Source organism: Streptomyces sp. NBC_01546 (genome assembly GCF_045208355.1).
In the GTDB taxonomy this organism is placed as follows: Bacteria; Actinomycetota; Actinomycetes; order Streptomycetales; family Streptomycetaceae; genus Streptomyces.
The window spans coordinates 8,448,925-8,471,387 of sequence record NZ_CP109379.1; the positions used below are offsets into that span (position 1 = coordinate 8,448,925).

A 22,463-nucleotide genomic window follows, 5' to 3' on the forward strand; every position below is an offset into this window, starting at 1 on the left:
ACGCTAACGTGGTCAGCCTGTGCACAAGTCTGCGCACGTCGATCCCTTCTGCTCTGGTTTGGGGTCGGCCAGCCCCCGTGTTCGCGCTCGCGCCGCTCGCCCCCCGCAAAGGGCAGGCGTCGTCTGACTCGGCATCGATTCCGCGCCGACTGGCCGACGTGCTCACTGTGCAGGGGCCCGCTATGCGTCCGCCTACCACCCGCTATACGCCGCCGCTAACCGTCCCGAACAGGAAGAACTCCGGTGAACGGACCCGGCCGACCGCAATGTCTGTAGTCCGCATTCGAGCCAGGAAGGGCCGTGAGGGCGTTACGCCGCCGGAGCGCGCGGCTTAAGATCGCCCGGCACTTGTGTTTCTAGGGGGAGACGGACATGCGGTTCACGGTTCTGGGACAGGTAGGGGCACAGGGCGTCGACGGGGTGATCGAAGTCCAACGCCCCCAGCGGCGCGCGGTGCTGGCCTATCTGCTCCTGAACGCGGGGCAGCCGGTCGTCCTCGAACGGCTCATAGACGCCGTCTGGGCTGACGAGGCGCCGAGCAGCGCGCGGACCCAGGTCCACAGCGCGGTCTCCTCGCTGCGCCAGACCCTGCGCGGAACCGACCTGGCGGACCGGATCCAGACCACGGCCGACGGCTACATCTGCGCCGTCGACGACACGGAACTCGATCTGCTGGACTTTCGCGCCCGGGTCCGGCGGGCCGCCGAGGAAATGGCGGGCCGGGAGGAGGAGCAGGCGTCGGAAACCCTGCGCGAGGCGCTCGCGATGTGGCGCGGCGCCCCGTTGGCCGGGGTCAGCGCCGCGTTCGTGGAGCCGGCGCGGGCGCGGCTGAACGAGGAGCGGCTGGACGCCTGCCAGCAGCTGGCGGCCTGCGAACTCGGCCTCGGGCGGGAAGCCGAACTCGTGCCGACGCTGACGGAACTCGTCGAGGCCAACCCGCAGCGCGAGCAGCTCGTCGGGCAGCTGCTGATCGCGCTGTACCGCACCGGGCGGCAGGCCGAGGCGACACAGCGCTTCGCCGACACCCGGCGCTTCCTCGCCGAGGAACTCGGCCTCGACCCCGGGCCCGAGCTCTCCGCCATCCACGCGGCGATCCTGCGCGCGGACCCCGGACTGGCGACGACCGCGCTGTCCGTGACGACTCCCCGGACCAGCCCGGCCGTTGACGCCGCCCCCGCATCGGAGGAGACGTCCGCACGTCCGCGGCGCGGCGAGCACCCCGCAGATGACGACCTTCCCGTGGTGTCCTCGGAGGGACCCGCTGCCGCGGCGGGCGTGCGCGGGCCGTGGGGCCGCCGGATCCGGCTGGGGCTGGCGGCGGCAGCCGTCGTCGCCGCCGTGGCCGCCGCCATCGGGTTCGTGCTCCACGACCGCGATGCCCCCGTACCGGGGCGGCCGCCGGCGCCACCGGTCGAGGCCCGTCCGCCTCGCCGTCCGCCCCGCCGTCCGGCCAGGCGCGGCCCGCGCCGACGGGCCCGGCCGGGAAACTGGAGCCCATCCGGGTGTTCAACATCGACGGCGACTGCAAGACCCAGACCGAGCGCCTTCCCGCATGCCGACTCGGCCTGGCCCGGAACCCGTACGTCACCTACGACCTGAACAATGTCGTCTCGCACCGGGTCTGGCACGGCGACGTCCTGATGGCCGACTGCATGGTGGTCGACGGCATCCGCATCGAGGACGAGCACGGCGTGGGAACCCCCAACTGGTTCCGTGTGCACCTGACGGACATCCCCGAGGCCACCGCCTGGCTGCCGGCGGTACGCACCCACGACGACCCCGGACTACCCGTCTGCGCCGCCGCCTGACGCGCGGACGGGCCCGACCAGGAAGCGGAACCGCTCCGGCAGCGCACGGAGCCACGCGGCGCGGTCGGTGGCGATATCCCGGAGGCGGGCATGGTCGTTGCGCGCGACGAGGGGGCCCATGTAGCGCTCCTCGAACCGTGCGTACTCCCCGTGCAGCGTCCGCAGCGCATGAGCCACCAGCCGCTCGTCGGCCTGCGCGAGGTACGCGAGGGAGGCTACTTGGCTCTCCCAGCGCCCCTCGACGGCCTGGCGCAGCACGTCGACGAGCTCCCGGCCGCGGCCGATCAGGTCCAGCAGGTCTTCCGAGCGCAGGCCCAGGGCGTCCGCCAGGAGCACGGTCTGCCGGTCGGTGCCGGACCACTGGTGCTCGGCTTCGGCCCTGGCGTACGCGTACGGGTCCATCCCGATACGCAGTGCCAGCCGCTCTGCGGTGAACCGCCGTTCCAGCCGGTGCTCCCGCAGGGTGGGGTCGACCCGGCTTCAGTGGCTCTTCGACACCATCGGTCGGACCATCCCCGCGGGCGCGGGGTCGACCCTTTCTGAGCTGGGGGTATATCGGCCTAGTGCTCTGACCGGATAGGTACACCGGCTTCCGGGCCGCCCTGCGATCATGTGTGCATGGATACGGGGGGATCTACTCATGGCCGCCGAATACCGGGCGCCTCTCGGCGGCGTCGGGTCAGTTCCGTTCTTCTCACGGTGGCGGCGGTGCACGGTGGGATGGTTGGCGATCTTCTGGAGGAAGTTGGAGTGGACGACGTTGGAATTGACGTCGTTATCGGCTTGGGCTGCGGGGGCCGTACCGAGTACGAGCGCTGCCGCGACCACCGCCCCCACCGGGACAAGCGACTTCATGAATGGCTTCATGCCCCGTGAACGAATCCAGCACTGGCAGGTAACCCCGCCACAGGCGGCTGACTCGCGCTCCTGACGGGAGGGCGCGGACGGGGTGTCGGCGACGGGTGAAAAGGGTTCAGGCACGGATTCCGTGAAGGCGACCAAGAGCCGGTTACGGTCTGTGGTCAGTTGGTTGGAGTCTTGCTCGGAGGCTGTGCTGGTCGGATCTCTGTGCGCGAGAATGCTCGGCATGACGACTTGAAGAGCACCGGCCAGGCGACAGCATTGGCGAAAGGTCGGGAGCTGGGACACGGTTTCCGACGGCGATCGACGCGTCTGCGCCGACTGCGGAACGCCCGTCTGCTCGTACCAGTACCGCTTCCATCCGCCTGAGTCCTCGATGTTCGAGCGGTGCATCGGACTCGCCTGGTGTTCCACTTGCCGGATCTACTCCGGCAACATGGTGTATGTCCCGCGGAAGCGAGTCCTGGCCGACCTCCTCGCGTCTCTTCCTCCTGAGCAGCGAGAACGGGTTCTGCGTTCGGAGACACGACTGATCGAGTTCCTGGACCGCCAGGCCCGAGGCGCCAGAGGTTAGGGTCGGCGACTGGCCGCGATCAGGACGAGCCGCTTGCGCAATAGCGGAAGCTTCGCTCTTCCGAACATGCTGCGCTTGAGCGCTTTGAGGTCGTTGACGCGGCCTTCGACAGGGCCGGAGGAGCATTCGGTGCTCATGCCGAAGACGACGGCGTCGAGGTCGGTGATCAGCCCGGCGGCGAGGGAGGCCAGGCCGCACTGCTGGTCGGCGCAGACATCGGCGATCCATCCGCGCAGCTGTTCTCCTTCACGGTTGGAAGGGTGCGGGGTGAAGGCTGTTGAGGTAGCCGGCGGCTGTCATGCGCCAGACCGCTGGGTGCGGGGAAGACGCCTCTGCAGTTAAGCCGTCAAGTCGTGGGGTGTTCGCCGCCCCACCGCGCCCGCAGAACCCCGGCCCAGTCGCTGGGCTCCGGACCCGGATCCTCCAGCTGTGGCACCGGGCCGGGAGCCGTCTCGATCAGGTGCACGAGCGTCCAGGCGACGCCGTAGCAGTCGTCGGGGCTGAAGCAGGTGGCCAGGGCAGCGGCCTCTTCGGGGGTAACAGGGCGGGAGATCGCCGTCAGCTGGCGTTCACGCCGGTCGATCTCTTCCTCGCTCGCGTCCCAGTCGGGAAGCGGTCCGCTGGCGACGAACGTCTGCACTTCGGGTCTCATGGCCGAATGATCGTCTCCCCTGCTGCCCTGAACAAACCGCCCCGTTCGCCGGTAGCCGTCGAGGTCGTCGTTGATCCGGCATTGGCCAGCAGCTTGCCGGTGTCATCGACGAGCGCGACGTCGTGGTGTCCCTCCGCCCAGTCAATCCCGCAGAACACGTCCATGGATCCCGCCCCTTCTCCGGTGCTGTTCTCGAAGACGAGCACGCGAGGCTGCACGGCGCACCAATTCCAGGGCTCCAAGGCCCGCCACCTCATCAGCCGTGCGCGGCACCGCTGGACCGCACGGGCGCACGCCGCGTCCAGAGCTCGGAGCTCGTGAGGAGAAACGTGTCACTGTGCGGCAGCTCATCCACCGAGGAATCCTGAACCTGACGGCCGCGTGAGGGCAGAACGTGTGAGGACCGGCCGGCTTCTGCCGCGGCAGCCCGGGAAACAGGTCGTGAACGCGATGGTCGATGGCCCAGCGGGTGACGACCGCCGACGGCTTCCGACGCTACGACTACGCCGGATCCCCAGCGATCTAGAGCCTGTCTCTTTGACCGGTGAGTGCCTCGTGGTGGGGGCTGGTTAGTCTGCTGGGATGACGAATAGCGAGCTGATCGTTGACCTGCGCGGTCGGCCGATCGAGACACTCAACGACTTCTGGGATGCAGTTGCCGAACCGTGCGGGCTGCCGGAGTGGTTCGGTCGGAACCTGGACGCGTGGTCGGACACGATCGAGACCCGGGGCATTTCTGAAGTAATCGACAGCCACGACATTCTGATCGTGCACGTCGACCAGCGGGGCCTCTTCGGTGGGGACCGGCGGGAGGCCAACGTCCTGGCCAGCATCTTTGATGGAGAGCAGAACCGGCTCGTCGTCCATGGGCTGACTGACGAATCCTTCGGACGCCTTGCTCAGCGCCGGGTCCAGATGAGGATGGCAGCAAGGTGGAGAGCGGCCTGGTAGGCGATGGCGAGCTTGTCCGTCCGCATTGCGAGGCCGCGCCACTGTTTGAGTCGGGCGATGCACCGCTCGACGGCGTTGCGCTCCTTGTACGTTCTCGGCGTCGAAGCCGGGCGGGCGGCCTCCGGCGCGGCCTCGCCGCAAACGGTGACCGATCTGATCGGCGGGCTGCGGGATGACCGCACCGATGCCACGCCGACGGAGGTGCCCGCGGATCGCGCGGGAAGAGTAGGCACGATCCGCAAGGACGACCGCAGGGCGGGTTCTTGGCCTGCCGAGTCCGCTCCGCGGGATCCGGATTCCGGCCATGACCGCCTCGAAGACCGGCGCGTCACCGGCCTGGCCCGCAGTGATCTGGATGGACAGAGGCCGTGCCCGGCTGTCAACGGCCAAGTGGACCTTCGTGCTCAAGCCACCGCGGGAGCGTCCGAGCGCGTGGTCCTCGGGCTCGGACCGGCCGGGTGCCCCGTTACCGTCTTCGTGGCCTCGCAATGAGGCTCCCGGCCTTCGGCCCCGGTATGACTTGAGCCCCCAGTCGAGATGATCGAAAAGGTGGTGTCGCCGGTGCCGGAGGCATTGGCAGACCGCTGATTAGAGGCACGAGCGCCCCTTGGGGCAGTCTCTTCGTAACGTGGATGCCGGCACGCTGATGCCGCAGATGAGGCCGGGGAACAGGCGAGGCGGGAGCGAAGGGCATGTCGGACGAGACTGGCATCGACGTCTATCTGGGCCTGGACGTCGGAAAGGGCGATCAGCACGCCACCGCCGTGAACCCGGCGGGGAAGAAGGTGTTCGACAAGCCGCTGCCCAACAGCGAACCGAAGCTGCGAGAGCTGTTCGACAAGCTCCAGGCCAAGCACGGAACGATACTGGTGGTCGTCGACCAGCCGGCTTCCATCGGGGCCCTGCCACTGGCGGTCGCCCGGGACGCAGGATGTCAGGTCGCCTACCTGCCCGGACTCACGATGCGACGGATCGCCGATCTTTACCCTGGCGAGGCGAAAACCGACGCCCGCGACGCGTTCATCATCGCGGACGCCGCCCGAGCGATGCCCCACACCCTGAGGACGATCGATCCCGCGGACGAGACCGTTGCCGAGCTCTCGATGATCGCCGGGTTCGACGACGACCTCGCGGGTGAGTCCACCCGGATCGCCAACCGGCTCCGCGGCCTGCTCACCCAGATCCACCCGTCGCTCGAGCGCGTCCTGGGCCCGCGGATCCAACACCCGGCCGTGCTCAAACTGCTGGACCAGTTCGGCTCCCCGGCCCAGATCCGCAAGGCAGGACGCCGCCGACTCGTGACCTTGATACGTCCCAAGGCACCGAGGATGGCCGAGCGGCTGGTCGAGGACATCTTCACCGCACTCGACGAACAGACCGTCGTCGTCCCCGGCACCGACGCTGCCGCGCTGATCGTCCCCAGCCTCGCGAGTTCACTCCAGTCCGTCCTTGACCAGCGCAAACTCCTCGCCGCCCGGATTGAGCAACTCCTGGAGGCCCACCCTCTTTCCCAGGTCCTGATCTCGATGCCCGGCATCGGGATCAGGACCGCGGCCCGCATCCTCATCGACGTCGGCGACGGCAGCGGCTTCGCCACCTCCGGCCACCTCGCCGCCTACGCCGGCCTCGCACCCGTGACCAGGAACTCCGGCTCCTCCATTCGCGGCGAACACCCCTCCCGGCGAGGCAACAAACAGCTCAAAAGAGCCTTCTACCTCGCTGCGTTCGCCTCGCTCTCCCAGCCCGAATCACGCGCCTACTACGACCGCAAACGCCGCGAGGGGAAACACCACATCGCCGCCCTCATCGCACTCGCCCGACGCCGCATCGACGTCCTCTACGCCATGCTCCGCGACGGCACCTTCTACCAACCACCCACACCGGCTACGGCTTGACGAAAACCATAGAGGCACCTTTTGCAGCCCGTATGCGGTCACGGCGCCTGCCGGGGCGGCAGGACAGCGGCCCGGGATCGTGGGAGGGCCCGCCTCAGTTGGTCGAGGTAGGTGCGCACCTCGGGGAGCTTGGGGTGCGTGGGGCCGCCGATGCGCTCCAGGGCTCCGATGAGGCGTTCGGTCGCCGCGATCGCCTCTTCGATCCGCCCGGCCTGGTCGTAGCCGGAGATGAGGGAGATCAGCGCGTCCAGCGTCCCCACGTGGTCCGGGCCCAGGGTGTGCTCGCGCGCGGCGAGGGCCGCCTTCAGGTAGGGCAGGGCCCGCTCCGGCCGGCCGGCTTCCAGGTGTGCGATCGCGAGGTTGTGGTAGCGGTAGGAGATCTCGTCGCTGTCGGCTCCGTGGATGCGCTCGAAGCCGTGGACGGCCCGTTCGTAGCAGGCGATGGCCGCGTCGAGGTCCCTGGCGTCGTGGTGAAGGTGGGCCAGGTTGTCCACCCAGATGTAGGTGTCGAGGTGGTCGGGGCCGTAGTACCGCTCCTTGTCGGCGACGATCTCCAGGCAGAGCGCGGTGGCCTCGGGCAGTCGGCCCGCCTCGCGGTAGGCGGTGAACAGCTTCTGCTTCCGGGCCTCCAGCCGCTCCCCGCCTGGCGGCAGGAGGCGCCTGCTGCCGGCCACGGTCGCCTCCAGCCGGGCGATCGCCCGGTCGGCGCGGCCCGCCGCGGCGTAGGCGTCCGACAGCTTCTCGCGCCAGGCGAGGCTCTGTTCCTCGTCGAGGTCGGGGTTGAGTTCGCTGCCCTCCACGGCCCGTTCGAGGTAGGGGATGGCCTCGGCGGGGCGCTCCGCCGACAGGTGGGCGGCGCCGATCCCCTGGAGGGTGATCAGGGTGTCGCGGGCGTGCGGGCCCATGGTCGCCGACTGGTGGGTCAGGTTCTCCAGCATCAGGGGGATCGCCCGGTCCAGCATGTACGTCTCCCCGGGCGGGGCCGCGGCGGACCAGATGCACAGGGTGAAGGCGTAGTTGTGGCGCAGCCGCAGGACGTCCTCGTGGCCCGGGCCCAGCCTCCGCTCCGCCTCCGCGAGTTCCTCGCGCATCCGCAGGGTGGAATCCATGCTGAGGTGGATCGGTGTGTCGTCGGGCTCGTCCAGCCGCAGGTCGAGCGGATCCGCCGGAGTCCCGGGCTCCGGCGGCGGGTCCTCGGGGTTCTCCGGGCCTGCCGGGCTCGCCGGGGTGCCCGGGGTGCCCTTGGCGCGCTTCCTTCGGAACATTTCGGTCACTCTCCTCGGTCGGTGGCGGTCACAAGGGAGACCCGAGGTCCCGTACGAGCTCCAGCAGTTCCCGGATCGCGGCGTAGGGTGCCCGCCCGCTGTCGAGGTAGGCGTTCAGGGCCGCCCTGTCGGCCGCGGTCAGCGAGGCGGGCGGCCGTCCGGCGAAGGAGAGCGGGTCGCCGAGGTCGTGCACGGCCGAGCCGTGGAGCACGTGGCGGCCGCCGGGCGGGGCGGTCACGAGGCGCGGGGCGCGGCGGGACGGCCCGGCGAGCGGGCGCGGCTCCGGGCCCGGGGCGAGGCCCACGGAGTCGCTGAAGTACGTCGTCTCGTCGCCCCGGGCCCGCCCTCCGACGACGCGCCACCCAGGGACCGCGAACAGGTGCTCGAGGCTGCGTCCGGACGTGTTCCAGGCGGTCACCATGGTCTGGTCGGACTCCTGTTGGAAGAGGTAGAGACCGCCGGTCGAGGCGGCGGTCACGAACTCGTCGGGTGAGAGGAAGGCGGCGGCCCGTACCGTGCCGTGCTGCTCGGGCACACCCCACCAGCCGCGGGCGGACAGCGGCTCCAGACCCTCGTCGGTGAGGATCACGCGGCGGTCACCTGCCAGCAGCAGCCGGTGCCCGGAGGGGTCGACGGCGTGGACGGTGCAGCGCTCCAGGCCCAGGTCCCGCAGGTCGATCCGCTCCAACGGCCGACCCACCGCGCCGACCAGGGCCGCGGGCTCGCTCCGCAGGAGTACGACGAACCCTCGGGCGGTGGCGAAGGTCCGGGCCCCCACGAGGTCCGGGCCGCTTGCCAGGACTTCCGCCCGGCCCGGCCGGTACAGGACGAGTTCGGGAGCGAACCAGAGGTCCGTCCGCAGCGCGAGGACCGCGTCGGGCCCGAGGCAGGTCACGGCGTCGGTGCCCACCCGGAGGTGGTCGGCGGACCAGAGGCGGGAGCGGGAGGCGAGGTCGTACACGTCGATGCGGGTGGTGTGCTCGTCGCGCGGTCGCCCCCTGCTCGGGCGGTAGGTCTCCCAGGTCATGACCGGCGCCCCGGGGGCGAAGGAGACCCGGTCCGGTGCCACGGGCCCGTCGCGGTGGGGCAGGCGCCACACCGCCCGCGCGGCGGCTGACCTGGCGACGCGCTCGGCGGCCTGCGGCCGGTGGCGCCGCGAGGTCAGCCGGGCGGCCAGCCGGCGGCCGGGGCCGTCCTCGGTCGGGGCCCAGTGCTCGGCCGGGTGGCGGTGGGCGATCCGGATCGCGTCGGTGACGGGGACCGCGCGCATGAGGTCCCACAGCCCCGCGGGGTCGGCGGCCCGTACGAGCTGCTCGGCGGCCTCGTCCATCTCCGCGGGCGTGCTCCAGGGCAGGCGGTCGGCGGCGCGCCGCTCGCGTAAGTAGACCAGTGCGCGGCCGATGGCACCGCGTTCCGTTTCGGCGGTCCCCGCGGTGTCCGGATCGAGGGCGAGCCGCTCCCGGTGCAGGGCGAGGCTCTCCTCGACGATCGCGACGGCCTCCGTGTGCCGCCCGAGCGAGATGAGCCTGGCGGCCGCGTCGTCGAGCCGGTCGACGAGGACATCCCGGTAGTGGGGGCCGACCTCGCGAAGCTGGCGGTAGAGGTGGAGCGCCTCCAGGAGGGCGTCGACCGCTTCGGCGTACCGCCCCGCGCTCCACAGGTGCAGGCTCTGGATGCCCAGGCTGCCGGCCAGGTCGTCCCCGTACCGGGCGGGATCGAGGTCCGCCATCTGGCGCACGTACGCCACCACCGCCCCGGCGCCCTCGGCCGCCTCCTGCGGGTGTCCGGATTTGGCCAGCAGGAAGCCGTTCACCATCTCCAGGCGGTTGACGTCCGAGGACATGGACCACCACAGGAGGGGGTCGCGGTCCAGCACCTCCCCGAAGAGGCGTTCCGCCTCCCGCACGGACTCCTCGGCCCGCTCCCCGGCCCGGGCCTCCCAGAGCGCGAGGGCCAGCCGGGTGTGGGCCTGGGCAAGGGCGCCCAGGACGGCCGGGGCGTCGCCGTTCTCCCGCATCAGCCCGATCGCCTCCTGGAGGAGGTGGATCCGGCGCTCGGCGGCGATCTCGTGGAGGAAGCGGCCGCCGAGGTTGAGGAGGGCGTCCGCGTATGAGGACCGGTGCGCCGGATCCTCCTCGGCGGCCTCCCTCGCGAGGCGTACAGCCTCCTCCATGTGCGCGAGCGCCTCGCTCCGGCGGCCCGTCCTGAGGTGGGCGGATGCCAGCTCCCCGGAGAGGCGGGCCCGTTCCGTGCGGTCCGCAGCGCCTTCGAGGCGGTGGGTGGCGAGCCGGAGGGCCAGTTCCCCGGCTCCGCCCTCCACCCGTACGTCTCCCTGGGGCAGCAGGGGCTCGATGGCCTCCAGGACGTCGAGGTCCACGGAGTCGAGGGTGGCGATCGAGGTCAGTACGGCGCCGCCGCCCCGGACGGCGAGGGCGGGGTCGCGGCGCAGCAGCGGGAAGAGGACGGTGGGACCGATGTGCGGCCAGCGTTCGGCCGCGGCGATGAGGAAGGTGAGGGCGCGGGGCGTCCAGGCGGGCGCGGCCCCTCCGTCGCGCCGGAGGATGCGGGTGGTCGCGGTCACGGACCACAGATCGGTCGGGTAGCCGGTGACGGGGCTGCCGGGGAGGGTGAGGGCCAGGTAGTCCTCGGCGAGCCGGTCGGGGAGCAGGGGTTCGAGTACGTGGGCGGCCGCCGGGTCGGTGGGCGGGTAGTGGACGGCGTGTGCGGTCAGGACCCGGTCGGCCGGGGTGCGCAGCAGGAGCCGGTCCAGGAGCGGGCGGGCGGCGTCGCGTCGCATCGGGCCGGTGAGGACGGCGGTGAAGACGGTGCGCGCGAGGTCGAGGGCGCGGCGGTCGTCGTCCTCGGGGCCCGCGGTGCTCGCGCCGCCGGTGTCGTCCGTGTCGTGCTCGGACGGCCGGCGCCAGTTCTCGTGTTCGCGGTCGAGGAGGTACGCGGTCATGCCGGCGAGGCCGGCGGGCGGTTCCCGGCCGCCGGCCCGGGCGTCGACGGCGGTGAGCGCCGCCATGTGGACGGCGAGGGTGAGCCCGAAGTCGGGGCGGGCGAGGTCCTCGTACGGCGGGCGCAGGTCGTCGAGGGCGGCCGGGTCCGGGTAGTGGGCCGCGAAGCTGCGGCGGGCGGCCTCGAACATCCTGCCGCGTTCGCCCAGTTGACCGGAGAGCGGGTCCAGCGGCTGGTCGGAGAGGTCGGTCGCGCGCCGCTGACGGCTCAGCTGCGCCCGCAGCGCGGGCCAGGGCCGCACCGACCGGGCGATGAGGAGGATCCGCGCGGGCAGTTCGCCGAGGAGTAACCCGTTGTGGAACAGCCACCTGAGGTGAGCGTCCGGCCAGCGGTCGGCGTAGTCGACGAGCAGGAGCACCCCGGCGCGGTGGTCGGTGCGCAGGTCCTGGCTGCCCTGGGCGGGCGGGTAGGTGTCCGTGCCGTGTACGGCGTCCACGACGAGCCAGCCGGCGTCGGCGCATTCGGCGGCGAAGCGGGCGGCGAGCCGGGACTTGCCCGCGCCGCCGGGCCCGTGCAGCCAGCGTACGGCCGATCGGGCGGGCAGCTCGCGCCACTCCCGCAGCCGGGCCAGCTCCGCTTCGCGGCCGGTGAACTCCACGATCTCGCTGCGGGCGTCGAGCATGCGGCTGGGCTGGGCGCGCAGCCAGGCCGAGTCACGCCGCAAGGTGTCCGCGGCGCCGTGCGTGTCGCGCGCGTACAGCAGGTAGACGGGGGTGCCGTCGCCGAAGACGTGGATGTCGGCGCCGACCGCGCCGTAGGCGAAGCCGGCGACGGCGCGGACTTCCTGGTGGACCTCGTCAGGGAGGTCCACGATCAGCCGGTCCCGTCCGCGCCGTCCTCGTCGGCGGGCGGTGGCACCTGCCCTTCGGCCGCCTGGTGGTAGTGGAGGTTGCCACCCTGCACGGCGAAGAGGGTGCCGTGGTCGCGTGCGGTGTTCGACTGCGTCCAGACCTGCCGCTCGGCCGGCCGGCCGCTCTGCACGCGGGCGACCAGCTCGCGCAACTCGCTTTCGGAGTCCGGGTGTTCCTCCAGCAGCAGGAGCAGTCGCCGACGCCATACGGGCAGCAGCTCCGCCCGGATCTCGTCCGCGCCGGCCGGTTCGGCGCGGCCGACGAGAACGGCGTCCTCGTCGAGCTGCGCCCCGATGGCTGCCCCGCGGGCCTCGCCGCCGCGCCCGAAGAGTCGGACGACCCCGCCGCGGGCCCCTTGCCACAGGTCGGTGGCCATGGCTCCGATCAGCGCGGTGGCACCCGCGCCGGCGAGTGCCGTCAGTGACTCGGCCAACATCCGTCCTCCTGAGTCCGATGCCGCGGGCAGTCCTCGGGATGCCGAACTCCCCTTGCCCGGAACCAGGTTAGCCCGCGCGGAGGGCGTCCGTCCTCAGCCGCGGAAGGCCGCGGGGCGTTCCGGGGAGGCCTCGGCCAGGGCCTTGGTGACCCCGTCGACGCCCTCCCGGAGCCCGTAGACGGGGGTGTCGGGCTGCTTTCCTTCGCCCCGGTAGGAGCCGGCGGCATGGTGGACGGTGCGGCCCGGTATGTATAAGACCTGCTGCCCGTGGTCGGCCAGCAGCGTGATCAACAGCGCGGCGCCGCCGGCGTTGAGATCGATCGCCCAGGTCACTGGCGCGCCTTCGCTCAGTGCGAGGACGTCACCGATGAGGTTGAGCAGGGCGGTCTCGTCATTGGCCACCCGCCTCGACAGCTTCCGCCTGCCGTCGATGCCGATCACCACGCAGTGATGCTCGGCCTTGCCCGCGTCTGTACCGGCCCACAGCTCGGGCACGGCCACCTCCGAAGTCGTTGCGTGCGTTTGTCCCAACAGACGACTTCGCCAACGTGTCCTTACCAAGCGATCTTGTCGCGCGCATCCCAATGAGTGGTCGAGTCGTCGCCGGATGCCAGGCGGCCAATCGTTTGAAGCCACCACCGGGCTGGAGACACGCAGCCATACCCAGCATCCCTGGGCCTTCCGATCCTACGAGTGACCGGAATCAGCCCAGGAACAACGTAAGGAGACACGACCCGCACCGCGGCCGCTACTTCAAACCCCAGCGCCTCCATGCCGACAAGGCCTACGACATACCTGAACTGCGGAAATGGCTACGCGGCAAGCGGATCGGCGTCCGTATCGCCCGCAAAGGCATCGAGTCATCAGAGCGACTTGGGCGACGCAGGTGGGTGATCGAGCGGACCATGTCCTGGCTGACCGGCTACCGCCGACTCAACCACCGCTACGAACGCCATCCCCGCAACTACCTGGCCTTTCTCGGCCTCGCGGCAGCCCTGTGCTGCTACAAGCGACTCGTCCGCCTCACCACATAGGACACGGTCTTAGGGCGTCTCGTTGCCCGAGGACAGCTGGTAGTCGGTGCCGGCCAGGTATCGCCGCCACTGAGCAGGTCGATCTTGAAGCGGGTCAGGGCGCGGCAGCTTCAAGCGCAGATAGCCCCGTTGGGCTCTTCAACCTGTCTGACTCCACAACTCCACTAAATAGGTGGCAAGATGGGAAACTCGTCTACGGAGGTGCGCGCGCGTGACGGTAGTGGAGTTCGCGGTCGGTCAGAACGGACGCGTCTACGTTGAGGTCCCTGACGAGGCGAGTGACACCGGCGGCAACGGACTGGTCCGGGCTGGCGTCGGAAACCGTATCGCCCGGGCAGCATCGGACACGTGGCAGGACGCCCTGGCGGGCGTTCGGTCCGCCGCTGAGGGAGCCTTGGCCCAGCTGCGCGGGATCGACCCGTCGCCTGAGGAGGTGGAGTTGACCTTCGGGGTGGCGGTCGACGGAAAGTTCGGTGCGACATTGGTGTCGGCAGGAACGAATGCGCATCTGAACGTCAAGGTGGTGTGGCGGAACATGGCCGGGGCGACGGGGGACCTGGGCTCGGCCCCATGACGGGCTTGGCAAGCCAGCTTGCGGAACGTCCGCCGTGGCTGGTCCGATTTCCACACCCGAACGGTCAGAGTGTCGCGGGAGCCGGTGTACTAATCGGGCCCCGACACGTACTGACGTGCGCCCACGTCCTAGAGCAGCAGCTTGGGCGGCCGCTTTCAGCGTCTGGCCTCGACCTGGCGGCGATTGCCCAAGAGGTCGAGTTCCCCTTCGCTGGTGAGCTTGGAACTGTGGGTAAGCGCATGCGGGGCGCTGTCGTGGGGTGCGTGCCGATCGCAGCGGATGGCTCCGGTGACGTCGCACTGCTGGAACTGGAGTCGCCCGTTGGCTGCACCCCGGCTCCACTGGCCTGTCCCCCCAAGCTGAGCGGTCACCGATTCTCCGTCCACGGCTTCCCACATGGCGATCCAACGGCGCGGCACGCAACCGGCGTACTGCGAGGGGCCAGTGGACGGGAGGGACCGTGGGTACAGCTCGACACAGAAAGTCCGGCAGGCTGGGCAATCGAGGTGGGCTTCTCCGGCGCGCCCGTCTTCGACCACAGCAGGGAGGCCGTCGTCGGGATCGTCGTAATGCGCGACGATCCCCGCACCCGCACGGGACACATGCTGCCCATGTCCTACCTGCGGACGCTCTGGCCCGAGGTCCGGCGTAACTGCGGATGGCGACTGGACCTGGACGCCAGCTACCGCACGCACTGGCGCCCCCGAGCACGCGGTTCCGAGATCGATTCCGATACCAGCGAGTGGTTCTTCACGGGCCGTACCGAGGCCCGCCGCGTCATCAGCGCCTGGTTGGAGGAACGGGACCTCGCCGAGCACCCAATTCTGCTGGTGACCGGTGGCCCGGGTAGCGGCAAATCGGCGCTCCTGGCGCACTCACTGGTCTCGGCCGACCCGCTGCTGGCCCCGACCGTGCCCACCTCTGGTCCCCGCCCGCCGACGGGTGCCTTCGACGTGGCGCTCCACTTGAGAGGGCGTACCTGTGGGGAGGTGACGGCGCGGCTTGCTGGTGTCCTCGGTGTCGCCGCGAGCGATCCTGAGGAACTGTTGGCTGCAGTGGGCGAGTTACCGCGTGGGGAGCGGTTCTGTGTGATGGCGGACGCGGTGGAGGAGGCCGCCAGTCTCGACGAGGCTCGGAAGATCTCGACTTTGCTGCGGCAGTTGGCCAACACCGGCCGAGCCCGGGTACTGGCGGCAGTACGCACCGCGCCCGCGGGGACCAGCCGTGCCCGGATCCTGAACAACTTCGGCCGCAGCGCCCCCCGCATCGACCTGGAGAATACCCAGTACCTGCACCGTCCTGACATCGCTGACTATGTCGTGCGCCGCCTAACCAGTGAACAGGCGGACTCAGGGCCGTATCGCACGTACGCGCCGGACCAACTGGCGGCTATCGGCGAGGCCGTGGCGCGAAAGACCCGCTACAACTTCCTGATTGCTCAACTCACGACCATCTGGCTGTCCCGCCGCAGTGCGCCGGGGCCCGGCCCGGCCGGCATCGCTTGGGAGGAAGAACTTCCCGAGACCGTCGGCCAGGTAATGGATGCCTACCTCGATACCTGTGGTACCGACGCTGAAACCGTTCGGCGCCTGCTCACCGCTTTGGCCTACGCGCGTGGCGACGGCCTGCCCCGCGGCGACACCTGGCTGCGCATCGCGGACGCACTGGGCTTCGGCGTCAGCCATACGGCTAACGATCTGAAGACAATCTTTGAAAGCGCAGCGCACTACCTCGTAGAGAGGGTCAACGAGCACTCAGGACCGCACACGTATCGGCTCTACCACGACGCCCTCGACCAGCACCTGCGGGAAGAGTGCGAACATGTCCATCACGACCCCGAGGCGGCTATTACGGCCGCGCTCATTGACGCTGTTCCTGGATGCGACGGGCAGCGCGACTGGGCCGCCGCCGACTCCTACATACGTGATCACCTGGCCGCTCACGCGGCCACCGCAGGACGGCTCGATGCCCTCTTGGCTGCGGATGCCGAGTACCTCGTCCACGCCACCCCGCGCGGCCTCACGCCACACCTGCACCATGCTCTCTCCGAGCAAGCCCGGCGCAACACCTCGGTGTACCGGACGTCCTGGGACCTCCACCGTGCGCTTCCATCCGCAGCCCGCCGCCAGTTCCTAGCCCTGGACGCGGCACGCTTCCGCAACGCACCGCTGCAGACACAGCTGCCCGGCGACTCCGACTGGCAGGTGCGCTGGGCGACAAACAGTCAGGTGTCGACGGCGCTCGTCCGCACGCTCACCGGCCACACCGGCGGTGTGCGTGCAGTGTCGGTGGCGGAGCTGGAAGGCCGCCCACACGCCATCACCGGCGGCAGCGACGGGGCGGTGCGGGTGTGGGACCTGACCACCGGCACCCAAATCCGCGAGCTCACCGGCCACACCGGCTCAGTGCATGCAGTGTCGGTGGCGGAGCTGGAAGGCCGCCCACACGCCATCACCGGCGGCAGCGACGGGGCGGTGCGGGTCTGGGACCTGACCAGCGGCACCCAAACCCACCACCTGACCGGTCAGAAGCCGTCTCACACCAGCTGGGTGAGCGCGGTGGCGATGGTGAAGTTGGAGGGCCGCCCACACGCGATCTTCTGCAGGGGCAGCGATGGGTCGGTGTGGGTGTGGGACTTGGCTATCCGAGGTCCTGCCCGCGAGCTGATCGGCGCAGGCCAGGTGAACGCCGTGGAGGTGACGCAGTTGGAGGGCCGCCCGCACGCCGTCACCGGAAATGCCGACAGGTCGGTGCGGGTGTGGGACCTGACGAGCGGCACCCAAACCCGCCACCAGACTGGCCACACCGACAGAGTGCATGCGGTGGCGGTGGTGGAGCTGGGAGGCCGCCCACACGCTGTCACCGGCAGCTACGACAAGTCGGTGCGCGTGTTGGACCTGACCACCGGTGCCCAAACCTGTCACCTGACCGGCCACACCGACTGGGTGAGCGCGGTGGCGGTGGTGGAGCTGGGAGGCCGCCCGCACGCCGTCACCGGCAGCTACGACAAGTCGGTGCGCGTGTGGGACCTGACCACCGGCACCCAGACTTACGAACTGGCCGGCCACACCGACGGAGTGAGCGCGGTGGCGGTGGTGGAGCTGGGAGGCCGCCCGCACGCCGTCACCGGCAGCGGCGACCGCCCGTACGGCGCCACCGGCAGTGGCGAACGGCCCGTACGGGTGTGGGACCTGACCACCGACATCCAGACCTACGAACTAACCGGCCACACCAACTGGGTGAGCGCGGTGGCGGTGGCGGAGGTGCAGGGCCGCCCGTACGCCGTCACCGGCAGCGGCGACCGATCTGTGCGGGTGTGGGACCTGACCACCGACACTCTGACCTACGAACTGACCGGCCACACAGCCCCGGTGCGGGCGGTGGAGGTGGTGGAGTTGGAGGGCCGCCCGCACGCCGTCACCGGCGGCGACGACGGGTCTGTGCGGGTGTGGGACCTGACCACCGGCACCCAGACCCGCCACCTGACCCGCCGCCCCGGAGTGAGCGCGCTGGCGGTGGTAAAGCTGGGAGGCCGACCATATGTCGTCACAGGCAGTTACAACGGGTATCTGCGGGTGTGGGACCTGGCCACCACCGCTCAGCCCCGCCATCTGACCGGCCACACAGGCTCAGTACATGCGGTGGCGGTGATGGAGTTGGAGGGCCGCCCGCACGCCGTCACCGGCAGCTCCGACGGGTCTGTGCGGGTATGGGACGTGACCACCGGCACCCAGACTTACGAACTGATCGGCCGCAACGGCAGGGTGTGGGCGGTGGAGGTGGTGGAGTTGGAGGGCCGCCCGCACGCCGTCATCGCAAGCGACGACGGGTCTGTGCGGGTATGGGACGTGACCACTGGGGCCCAGCCCCGGGAGCTGACCGGCCACAGCGACGGGGTACGGACGGTGGCCGTGGTGGAGTTGGAGGGCCGTCCATATGCCGTCACCGGAAGTGATGACAGGTCGGTGCGGGTGTGGGACCTGACCACCGGCTCCTGCCTGACCACATTGCACTGCCCTGCATCCGTGCTGGCTGTAGCCGTCACCACTGACGCCACCGTGGTTGTCGGTTTCGGCCACGAAGTGGCAGTCCTGAGTTGTGTGCCCCTGCAACGCAGGTCCCGTTGACTAGGCAGTGTCTGATGGCTCTTTGGTGAGGTCGCTGCGCCACGACGGGATCCGCATCCGGTTCACGCCCGGTCGAGGTCACGATGCCTCCGGGCACGTCGGCACACGGACCTCGGCGTCGGGGCCCGGAAGGTGCACGCCCTCGATGACAGGCAGGATGCCGGAGTCGGCCACGGGCCCTCTTCTGCTGTCGCGTGGTGAGCGGGAGACAAGGCGGTCCGCCCGGTCGACGTGCGCAGGGCTCCCGGGCGGACTCAAGCCCTCGGCCGCGCGACGAGCGTAGGCGGCATCTTCGAGTTCCTGCGCGGGGGAGGCATAGTCAAGACCTGTGGATCGGCATGACATCGCCTTTTTCTCTCCTGCCGTATCGCCGATCAGCCTGACCTTCCACCTTCTTGCCGTGATGCATCGCATGGGGCCGCATCCGGGGCCGTTTCCAAGTGGATGCGATTGGGCGACGGCCTTTCCCGGTCCACTCCAGTGGCGGTAGCAATCAAATGGGCATCATGGTGGAGTGACTGGTCAGTAGGCGTTCTGCGCCTCGTGCGGGGTCAGGCAAGCACCGGCGTCCTGGAGTATCCATGAAGGCGAAGCCGAAGATCGGACCGACTCACGACACTGCCTTTTTTAATGACATCCAGGCAGTGTTCGAAAAGTATCCGGATGTCGCAAAAAACTACTCCATTGATTATATTGGTGGGGTGGTTGACGTCATGGGGGTTGACCTTGATCGCCAGGTCGGGATGTCGACTGTTCGGGACGGTGAGATTGTCACCAAGTACGCTGACCGGTCCTCCGGTCGTAACCCGGGGCCGCCGCCCGAAGAGGAAGGGTGCTTCAGGTGGGCGTTGAGGGCCGGTGAATGGGTATGTGTCACGTACATGACCATTCCACCTCCGACTTAGATAGATTTATCCCGTGGGAGCCCTCGGTGCTTGGCTCGCATACTGGTCTCATGAGTCCGAGCTCCACACACCATCGTTTCCGGGACCCGCGCAGCACGAAGTACGACTTCCTCGTGTCTGTCCTCATGCGCTGTCCCGGCTGCGAGAAGGTCGCGCACGTCGGGACAGCACCAGACCTGGCCGGAGTGCACGACCAGGGTCTCTTCGCTCGAAGGCGTCTCGTCTGCCGGAGCTGCGGGACGGCGAAGGAATGGAGCCGTGGAGGTGTGGCCTTGCACCGGGACCGGCACGAGCCAGCCACAGACCCGCACTTCGGCGTCCCCCTGTGGCTGCAGACCGAGACCCGTCATGGGTGGGTATGGGCCTACAACCTGGAACACCTGGACCTGATCAGGCGATTCGTGCAGGCGCCGCTACGTGAAGGGATTCCCTGGCACGACCACGGCCGGAAGATGACCGTGGTGGCCCGCCTGCCCGCATGGATGCAGCAAGCCAAGAACCGCGACGAGGTGCTGCGGGCCATCGCCCGCATCCACGCCTCACTGCTCCGCGCCTGATCCAGGAACACTGCGCTTGTCGCGTATCCCGTGACGCGTCTGGGCTCTTGGTGCCCTTCTTGTGATGGCTTGTGCGAGCGTATGCTTCGCCGGTTTTGAGGACCCGGCCGACGTCCTCAACGGTGGCCCGGCGTCGGTTTTTCACGCCGGGTGGGCGCCCGGGGCCCGGCTTGGTGGGTTTGGGCGCACGGGCTGGCAGGGGGCACTTCATGCGGAGGTTCCTGAACCCCCGTCTCACCCGGGCGGGGTGAGCTTGTTCGGCAGAGCCGGCCGTTCCCAGGGGCGGCGGAGGTCTGTGACCAAGCTGCGGACGAGCCGGAGCTGGGTGTGAGCGGCGATGACGAGCCAGGTCCAGCGGTCGGAGGCCTCGGGATCGCGGAGCTTCGGACGAGTCCAACCGAGGGTCTGCTTGATCATTCTGAAGGTGTGCTCAAGATCGAATCTGCGCAAGAACGCGTGCCAGGGCCGGTCGACATCGCCCTCGGCCGCACCGGTGCCCGACCACCACAGCCAGACCGGCTTGGGGTCCGCGCCGTTGGGCAGACCGTCGACCTTGAGCCGGATCACGGTTCCCTCGATGATCGGCAGCTCGTCCCGGTGGGTGAGCCAGGCCGCGCGGCGGGTCAGTCTTGGGTGGAGCCGGTCGAAGGCGGTGGCCACCGCAGTGCCGTACCGCTCCGTCTCCGTGACCGTCCGGACGTCGGGCTCGCCCCAGGTGTCCGGCTGGCCGAAGACGAACTCGCCCCCGTGCTTGGGCGGCCGCCCGCCCTTCGGGTCGTAGATCCTCAGTGGTGTGGGCCGGCGCATCACCCGGTCCGACCGCAGCCTGCCCAGCAACTCGACCGGTAGGTCCGCCAGCAGGAACGACAGTCGCTGGACGTCGTAACCGGCGTCCAGGACCAGGAGGATCTCCAGGTCGCCTGGTTTCCACTGCCCGGCGGCGACCAGGCGCTCGACGACCTCGCGGACCTGGACGGCGGTGACCGCCGCGACGTCGGCACCCGGCTCCAGCCGGACCGCATCCAGCCATGCGGTCCAGGAGGTGCGGCCCACCTCCAGTGCCGCGACGATCGAGTATGGCCAGCCTGGGATCATCCGGTGCTCGTTCTTGCCCCGGCCACCCTCCCGCCCCGGGTTCGGGAGCCAGGTTGCCGTGCAGAAGGACGCTGACGCGGAAGGTCGGAAGGCTTGGCGCCGAGAGCTAGTCGTTCGTTCGCAAGCTGGTGAGAATGGCAGGATGAACCATTTAGCCCGCCTGATGGCCCTGACCTGCCTCGGATGCGCCACCCTGCTGTCCGGATGTACCGTCGACAGCACCCCGAGCCCAGACCGCCGTCCCTCTGCCACCCCCGGCCCCACGGCCACGACTACCGTGGCCCCGGATGCCGCGGTTCAGCTGGCCGACCGCTACCGCCGCTCCGGCGGGACGAGTGACGTGTACGGCATCCAGTGGAGTTCCGGTCCGGACGGGGTCCCTCTGCTGACCGTGTGGACGCACAGCTCCGACGAAGACGCTAAGCCGTTCGATGACCTCAAGGTCTCGATAACCAGATACCTGGAGCGCAAAGAGAGGCTGTCGCTGGAACACGGCTATCTGATGGACGTCTTCGGCCCGGATGGTTCTTTGCAGCACCGCCTCGACGCTCGCCGATAACCCCCAGTCCGCCACACTTCGCCGGGATCCCGCACAACTCGCAAACTCAGGCACTCGCATGTCATGTGCGGCTCAGCGCTTGACGGTCATGCCAGCCGGCCCCATCCCCAGATCGCCCACACGACCACCGCGCACCGGTCGAACTCGGGATGTGTCTGAGCACCTTTGGACGGAACCCGATTCCGGTCCGCGACCGAACCGTCGGCGTCTCGTCCCGCAACTACCGGTTCTCGCCGAACGTGCAGGTCATCATCGACGCTGACACCCGCCTGGTTATCGCGAGCGCCCGGCCGGCACCGGGCAACAGGCCGGCGCCCACGTCTGGCGAGAGTCCGGCCTGCCCGCGAAAGCGGCGGGCACGACGATGATCGCCGACGGTGGCGGCATCGGCCACGATGCCGGCCTCCTCGTGGAGTTCGCGTACTGCGGCCTCGGCGAAGGTCTCGCCGGGTTCAACCGATCCACCCGGCAATTCGAAAGTTCCACGACGGTGTTGGCCCAGCAGGACACCATCCGGCCCGTGGATGATCACGCCGACCCCCACGAACGCGCGTGGAGGCGGTGGAGTACTGGTGCGCTGGCGGCTCGGCACCCACTGCGGACGCCTGACCTCGTACAGCCGGTAGGAGGCCTGGTTGTCCGGCTGCGGCTCGTCGATGGCCGTGGCCTTCTCCAGGGTGAGGCCGTACTCGACCAGGAGGTCCTCCCACAGCTGGGTGGTCAGGACCCACATGTGGACGGGGTGGGTCTGGTCAGTGCCGGGCAGTCGAAGGATTTCCGGGCGTGGGGTGGCGGCCGTGGAGGGTCCGGCGCCGGCGGAGTTGGTGTGCAGTGCCGAGAACAGGAGGCGCCCACCGGGTTTGAAGGCGTTGGCCAGCGCGGGCAGGAGCCGGTTGGGGTCCAGGAACGGCAGCCCGTTGATGGAGTAGATGAGGTCGTACGGGGTTGTGTCCTTCAGGTGGGCGACGGCGTCGGCGCACACGAAGCGGAGCCCGGGAGTGTTCGGGTAGCGGGTGACGGCGCGCTCGTGCTGGGTGGGGGAGGCGTCCACACCGGTGACGTCGGCACCCAGGGCGGCCAGGCGGGCGGCGTGCCGGCCTACTCCGCTGCCGAGGTCGAGAATGCGGAGCCCTTCCACGTCCCCGAGGCTCTCGATGTCGGGCCCGGTGTTGGTGACGCCCCAGTCCCACCGCTCGATTTCCGGCAGGTCCGGGCGGGCGGTGAGCTGGTGCGCCCCGTAGGTGGTCCACACTCCGGCGGTCTGCTTCTCGATGTCCATCAACATGTCCTCCAGCAGGATG

At 69.7% G+C, this 22,463-nt stretch carries 13 protein-coding genes and 9 pseudogenes; 11 read left to right on the plus strand and 11 right to left on the minus strand.

The genetic code is table 11. The features are described 5' to 3' along the window. Window positions 1-372: 372 nt before the first annotated feature. The gene (locus tag OHA89_RS38780) at window positions 373-1,599 is read left to right on the plus strand and encodes a BTAD domain-containing putative transcriptional regulator (RefSeq protein ID WP_406368251.1); all 1,227 of its coding nucleotides are present in this window, start codon (window positions 373-375) and stop codon (window positions 1,597-1,599) included. Continuing rightward, a complete protein-coding gene (locus OHA89_RS38785; protein ID WP_406368253.1) occupies window positions 1,503-1,808 on the plus strand; it encodes a hypothetical protein in 306 nt (101 codons plus the stop codon). The genes OHA89_RS38780 and OHA89_RS38785 overlap by 97 nt, the downstream gene beginning before the upstream one ends. On the opposite strand, the gene OHA89_RS38790 is transcribed toward OHA89_RS38785, so the two are convergent. The 3 genes and pseudogenes from OHA89_RS38790 to OHA89_RS38800 all read right to left on the minus strand — a co-directional run. Continuing rightward, window positions 1,785-2,210: a hypothetical protein gene (locus OHA89_RS38790; RefSeq protein WP_406368255.1), complete on the minus strand. Its 426-nt coding sequence runs from the start codon at window positions 2,208-2,210 to the stop codon at window positions 1,785-1,787. The genes OHA89_RS38785 and OHA89_RS38790 overlap by 24 nt on opposite strands. A 1,379-nt stretch (window positions 2,211-3,589) precedes the next feature. Further along, window positions 3,590-3,895: a hypothetical protein gene (locus OHA89_RS38795; protein WP_406368766.1), complete on the minus strand. Its 306-nt coding sequence runs from the start codon at window positions 3,893-3,895 to the stop codon at window positions 3,590-3,592. A 45-nt stretch (window positions 3,896-3,940) separates the two neighbouring features. Then, a pseudogene (locus OHA89_RS38800) lies at window positions 3,941-4,059 on the minus strand (transposase); the annotation flags it as partial. A 418-nt stretch (window positions 4,060-4,477) separates the two neighbouring features. Between OHA89_RS38800 and OHA89_RS38805 the strand changes: the two are divergent. Further along, a pseudogene (locus OHA89_RS38805) lies at window positions 4,478-4,762 on the plus strand (barstar family protein); the annotation flags it as partial. 32 nt (window positions 4,763-4,794) lie between these two features. On the opposite strand, the pseudogene OHA89_RS38810 reads toward OHA89_RS38805, so the two are convergent. Next, window positions 4,795-5,293 (minus strand): annotated as a pseudogene (locus OHA89_RS38810) (IS5 family transposase); the annotation flags it as partial. Between the two features lie 245 nt (window positions 5,294-5,538). Between OHA89_RS38810 and OHA89_RS38815 the strand changes: the two are divergent. Beyond that, window positions 5,539-6,741, plus strand: coding sequence for an IS110 family transposase (locus tag OHA89_RS38815; protein WP_406368257.1), 1,203 nt, complete (start codon window positions 5,539-5,541; stop codon window positions 6,739-6,741). A gap of 38 nt (window positions 6,742-6,779) precedes the next feature. On the opposite strand, the gene OHA89_RS38820 is transcribed toward OHA89_RS38815, so the two are convergent. The 5 genes and pseudogenes from OHA89_RS38820 to OHA89_RS38840 form a co-directional block, all read right to left on the minus strand. Then, window positions 6,780-8,006 (minus strand): tetratricopeptide repeat protein, encoded by a 1,227-nt coding sequence (locus OHA89_RS38820; protein WP_266616948.1) that lies wholly within the window; start codon window positions 8,004-8,006, stop codon window positions 6,780-6,782. 28 nt (window positions 8,007-8,034) lie between these two features. After that, the gene (locus OHA89_RS38825; RefSeq protein WP_266616946.1) at window positions 8,035-11,835 is read right to left on the minus strand and encodes an ATP-binding protein; all 3,801 of its coding nucleotides are present in this window, start codon (window positions 11,833-11,835) and stop codon (window positions 8,035-8,037) included. Between the two features lie 2 nt (window positions 11,836-11,837). Then, complete coding sequence (locus OHA89_RS38830; protein WP_257559166.1) at window positions 11,838-12,311, minus strand: hypothetical protein; 474 nt, start codon at window positions 12,309-12,311, stop codon at window positions 11,838-11,840. A 93-nt stretch (window positions 12,312-12,404) separates the two neighbouring features. Beyond that, window positions 12,405-12,509: pseudogene (locus OHA89_RS38835) on the minus strand (NADP oxidoreductase); the annotation flags it as partial. Further along, a pseudogene (locus tag OHA89_RS38840) lies at window positions 12,507-12,812 on the minus strand (transposase); the annotation flags it as partial. The pseudogenes OHA89_RS38835 and OHA89_RS38840, both read right to left, overlap by 3 nt. Before the next feature lie 224 nt (window positions 12,813-13,036). On the opposite strand from OHA89_RS38840, the pseudogene OHA89_RS38845 reads away from it, so the two are divergent. The 5 genes and pseudogenes from OHA89_RS38845 to OHA89_RS38865 form a co-directional block, all read left to right on the plus strand. Beyond that, window positions 13,037-13,345 (plus strand): annotated as a pseudogene (locus OHA89_RS38845) (transposase); the annotation flags it as partial. Window positions 13,346-13,556: 211 nt separating this feature from the next. Beyond that, complete coding sequence (locus OHA89_RS38850; RefSeq protein ID WP_406368260.1) at window positions 13,557-13,919, plus strand: CU044_2847 family protein; 363 nt, start codon at window positions 13,557-13,559, stop codon at window positions 13,917-13,919. Window positions 13,920-14,425: 506 nt separating this feature from the next. Continuing rightward, on the plus strand, window positions 14,426-18,046 hold the full coding sequence (locus OHA89_RS38855) for a hypothetical protein (protein WP_406368262.1): 3,621 nt from the start codon (window positions 14,426-14,428) through the stop codon (window positions 18,044-18,046). 581 nt (window positions 18,047-18,627) lie between these two features. Next, window positions 18,628-18,951, plus strand: a complete 324-nt coding sequence (locus OHA89_RS38860) for a hypothetical protein (protein ID WP_406368264.1) — start codon at window positions 18,628-18,630, stop codon at window positions 18,949-18,951. Between the two features lie 50 nt (window positions 18,952-19,001). Further along, window positions 19,002-19,508, plus strand: coding sequence for a hypothetical protein (locus OHA89_RS38865; protein WP_406368266.1), 507 nt, complete (start codon window positions 19,002-19,004; stop codon window positions 19,506-19,508). 49 nt (window positions 19,509-19,557) lie between these two features. Here OHA89_RS38865 and OHA89_RS38870 read toward each other — a convergent pair. Next, window positions 19,558-20,627 (minus strand): annotated as a pseudogene (locus OHA89_RS38870) (transposase); the annotation flags it as partial. A gap of 118 nt (window positions 20,628-20,745) precedes the next feature. Here OHA89_RS38870 and OHA89_RS38875 point away from each other — a divergent pair. Beyond that, entirely contained in the window at window positions 20,746-21,162 is a 417-nt protein-coding gene (locus tag OHA89_RS38875) for a hypothetical protein (protein ID WP_406368268.1), read from the plus strand. Between the two features lie 179 nt (window positions 21,163-21,341). Further along, window positions 21,342-21,574, plus strand: a pseudogene (locus OHA89_RS38880) (IS5/IS1182 family transposase); the annotation flags it as partial. A 15-nt stretch (window positions 21,575-21,589) separates the two neighbouring features. Here OHA89_RS38880 and OHA89_RS38885 read toward each other — a convergent pair. Then, a pseudogene (locus OHA89_RS38885) lies at window positions 21,590-22,447 on the minus strand (bifunctional class I SAM-dependent methyltransferase/NUDIX hydrolase); the annotation flags it as partial. Window positions 22,448-22,463: the final 16 nt, after the last annotated feature.

Excerpts from the sequence above, each read along its gene's own strand:
- OHA89_RS38780 (WP_406368251.1), top strand. The coding sequence starts at position 373 with ATGCGGTTCACGGTTCTGGGACAGGTAGGGGCACAGGGCGTCGACGGG.
- OHA89_RS38790 (WP_406368255.1), bottom strand. The coding sequence starts at position 2,210 with ATGGACCCGTACGCGTACGCCAGGGCCGAAGCCGAGCACCAGTGGTCC.
- OHA89_RS38795 (WP_406368766.1), bottom strand. The coding sequence starts at position 3,895 with ATGAGACCCGAAGTGCAGACGTTCGTCGCCAGCGGACCGCTTCCCGAC.
- OHA89_RS38815 (WP_406368257.1), top strand. The coding sequence starts at position 5,539 with ATGTCGGACGAGACTGGCATCGACGTCTATCTGGGCCTGGACGTCGGA.
- OHA89_RS38820 (WP_266616948.1), bottom strand. The coding sequence starts at position 8,006 with ATGTTCCGAAGGAAGCGCGCCAAGGGCACCCCGGGCACCCCGGCGAGC.
- OHA89_RS38830 (WP_257559166.1), bottom strand. The coding sequence starts at position 12,311 with ATGTTGGCCGAGTCACTGACGGCACTCGCCGGCGCGGGTGCCACCGCG.
- OHA89_RS38860 (WP_406368264.1), top strand. The coding sequence starts at position 18,628 with ATGAAGGCGAAGCCGAAGATCGGACCGACTCACGACACTGCCTTTTTT.
- OHA89_RS38865 (WP_406368266.1), top strand. The coding sequence starts at position 19,002 with ATGAGTCCGAGCTCCACACACCATCGTTTCCGGGACCCGCGCAGCACG.
- OHA89_RS38875 (WP_406368268.1), top strand. The coding sequence starts at position 20,746 with ATGAACCATTTAGCCCGCCTGATGGCCCTGACCTGCCTCGGATGCGCC.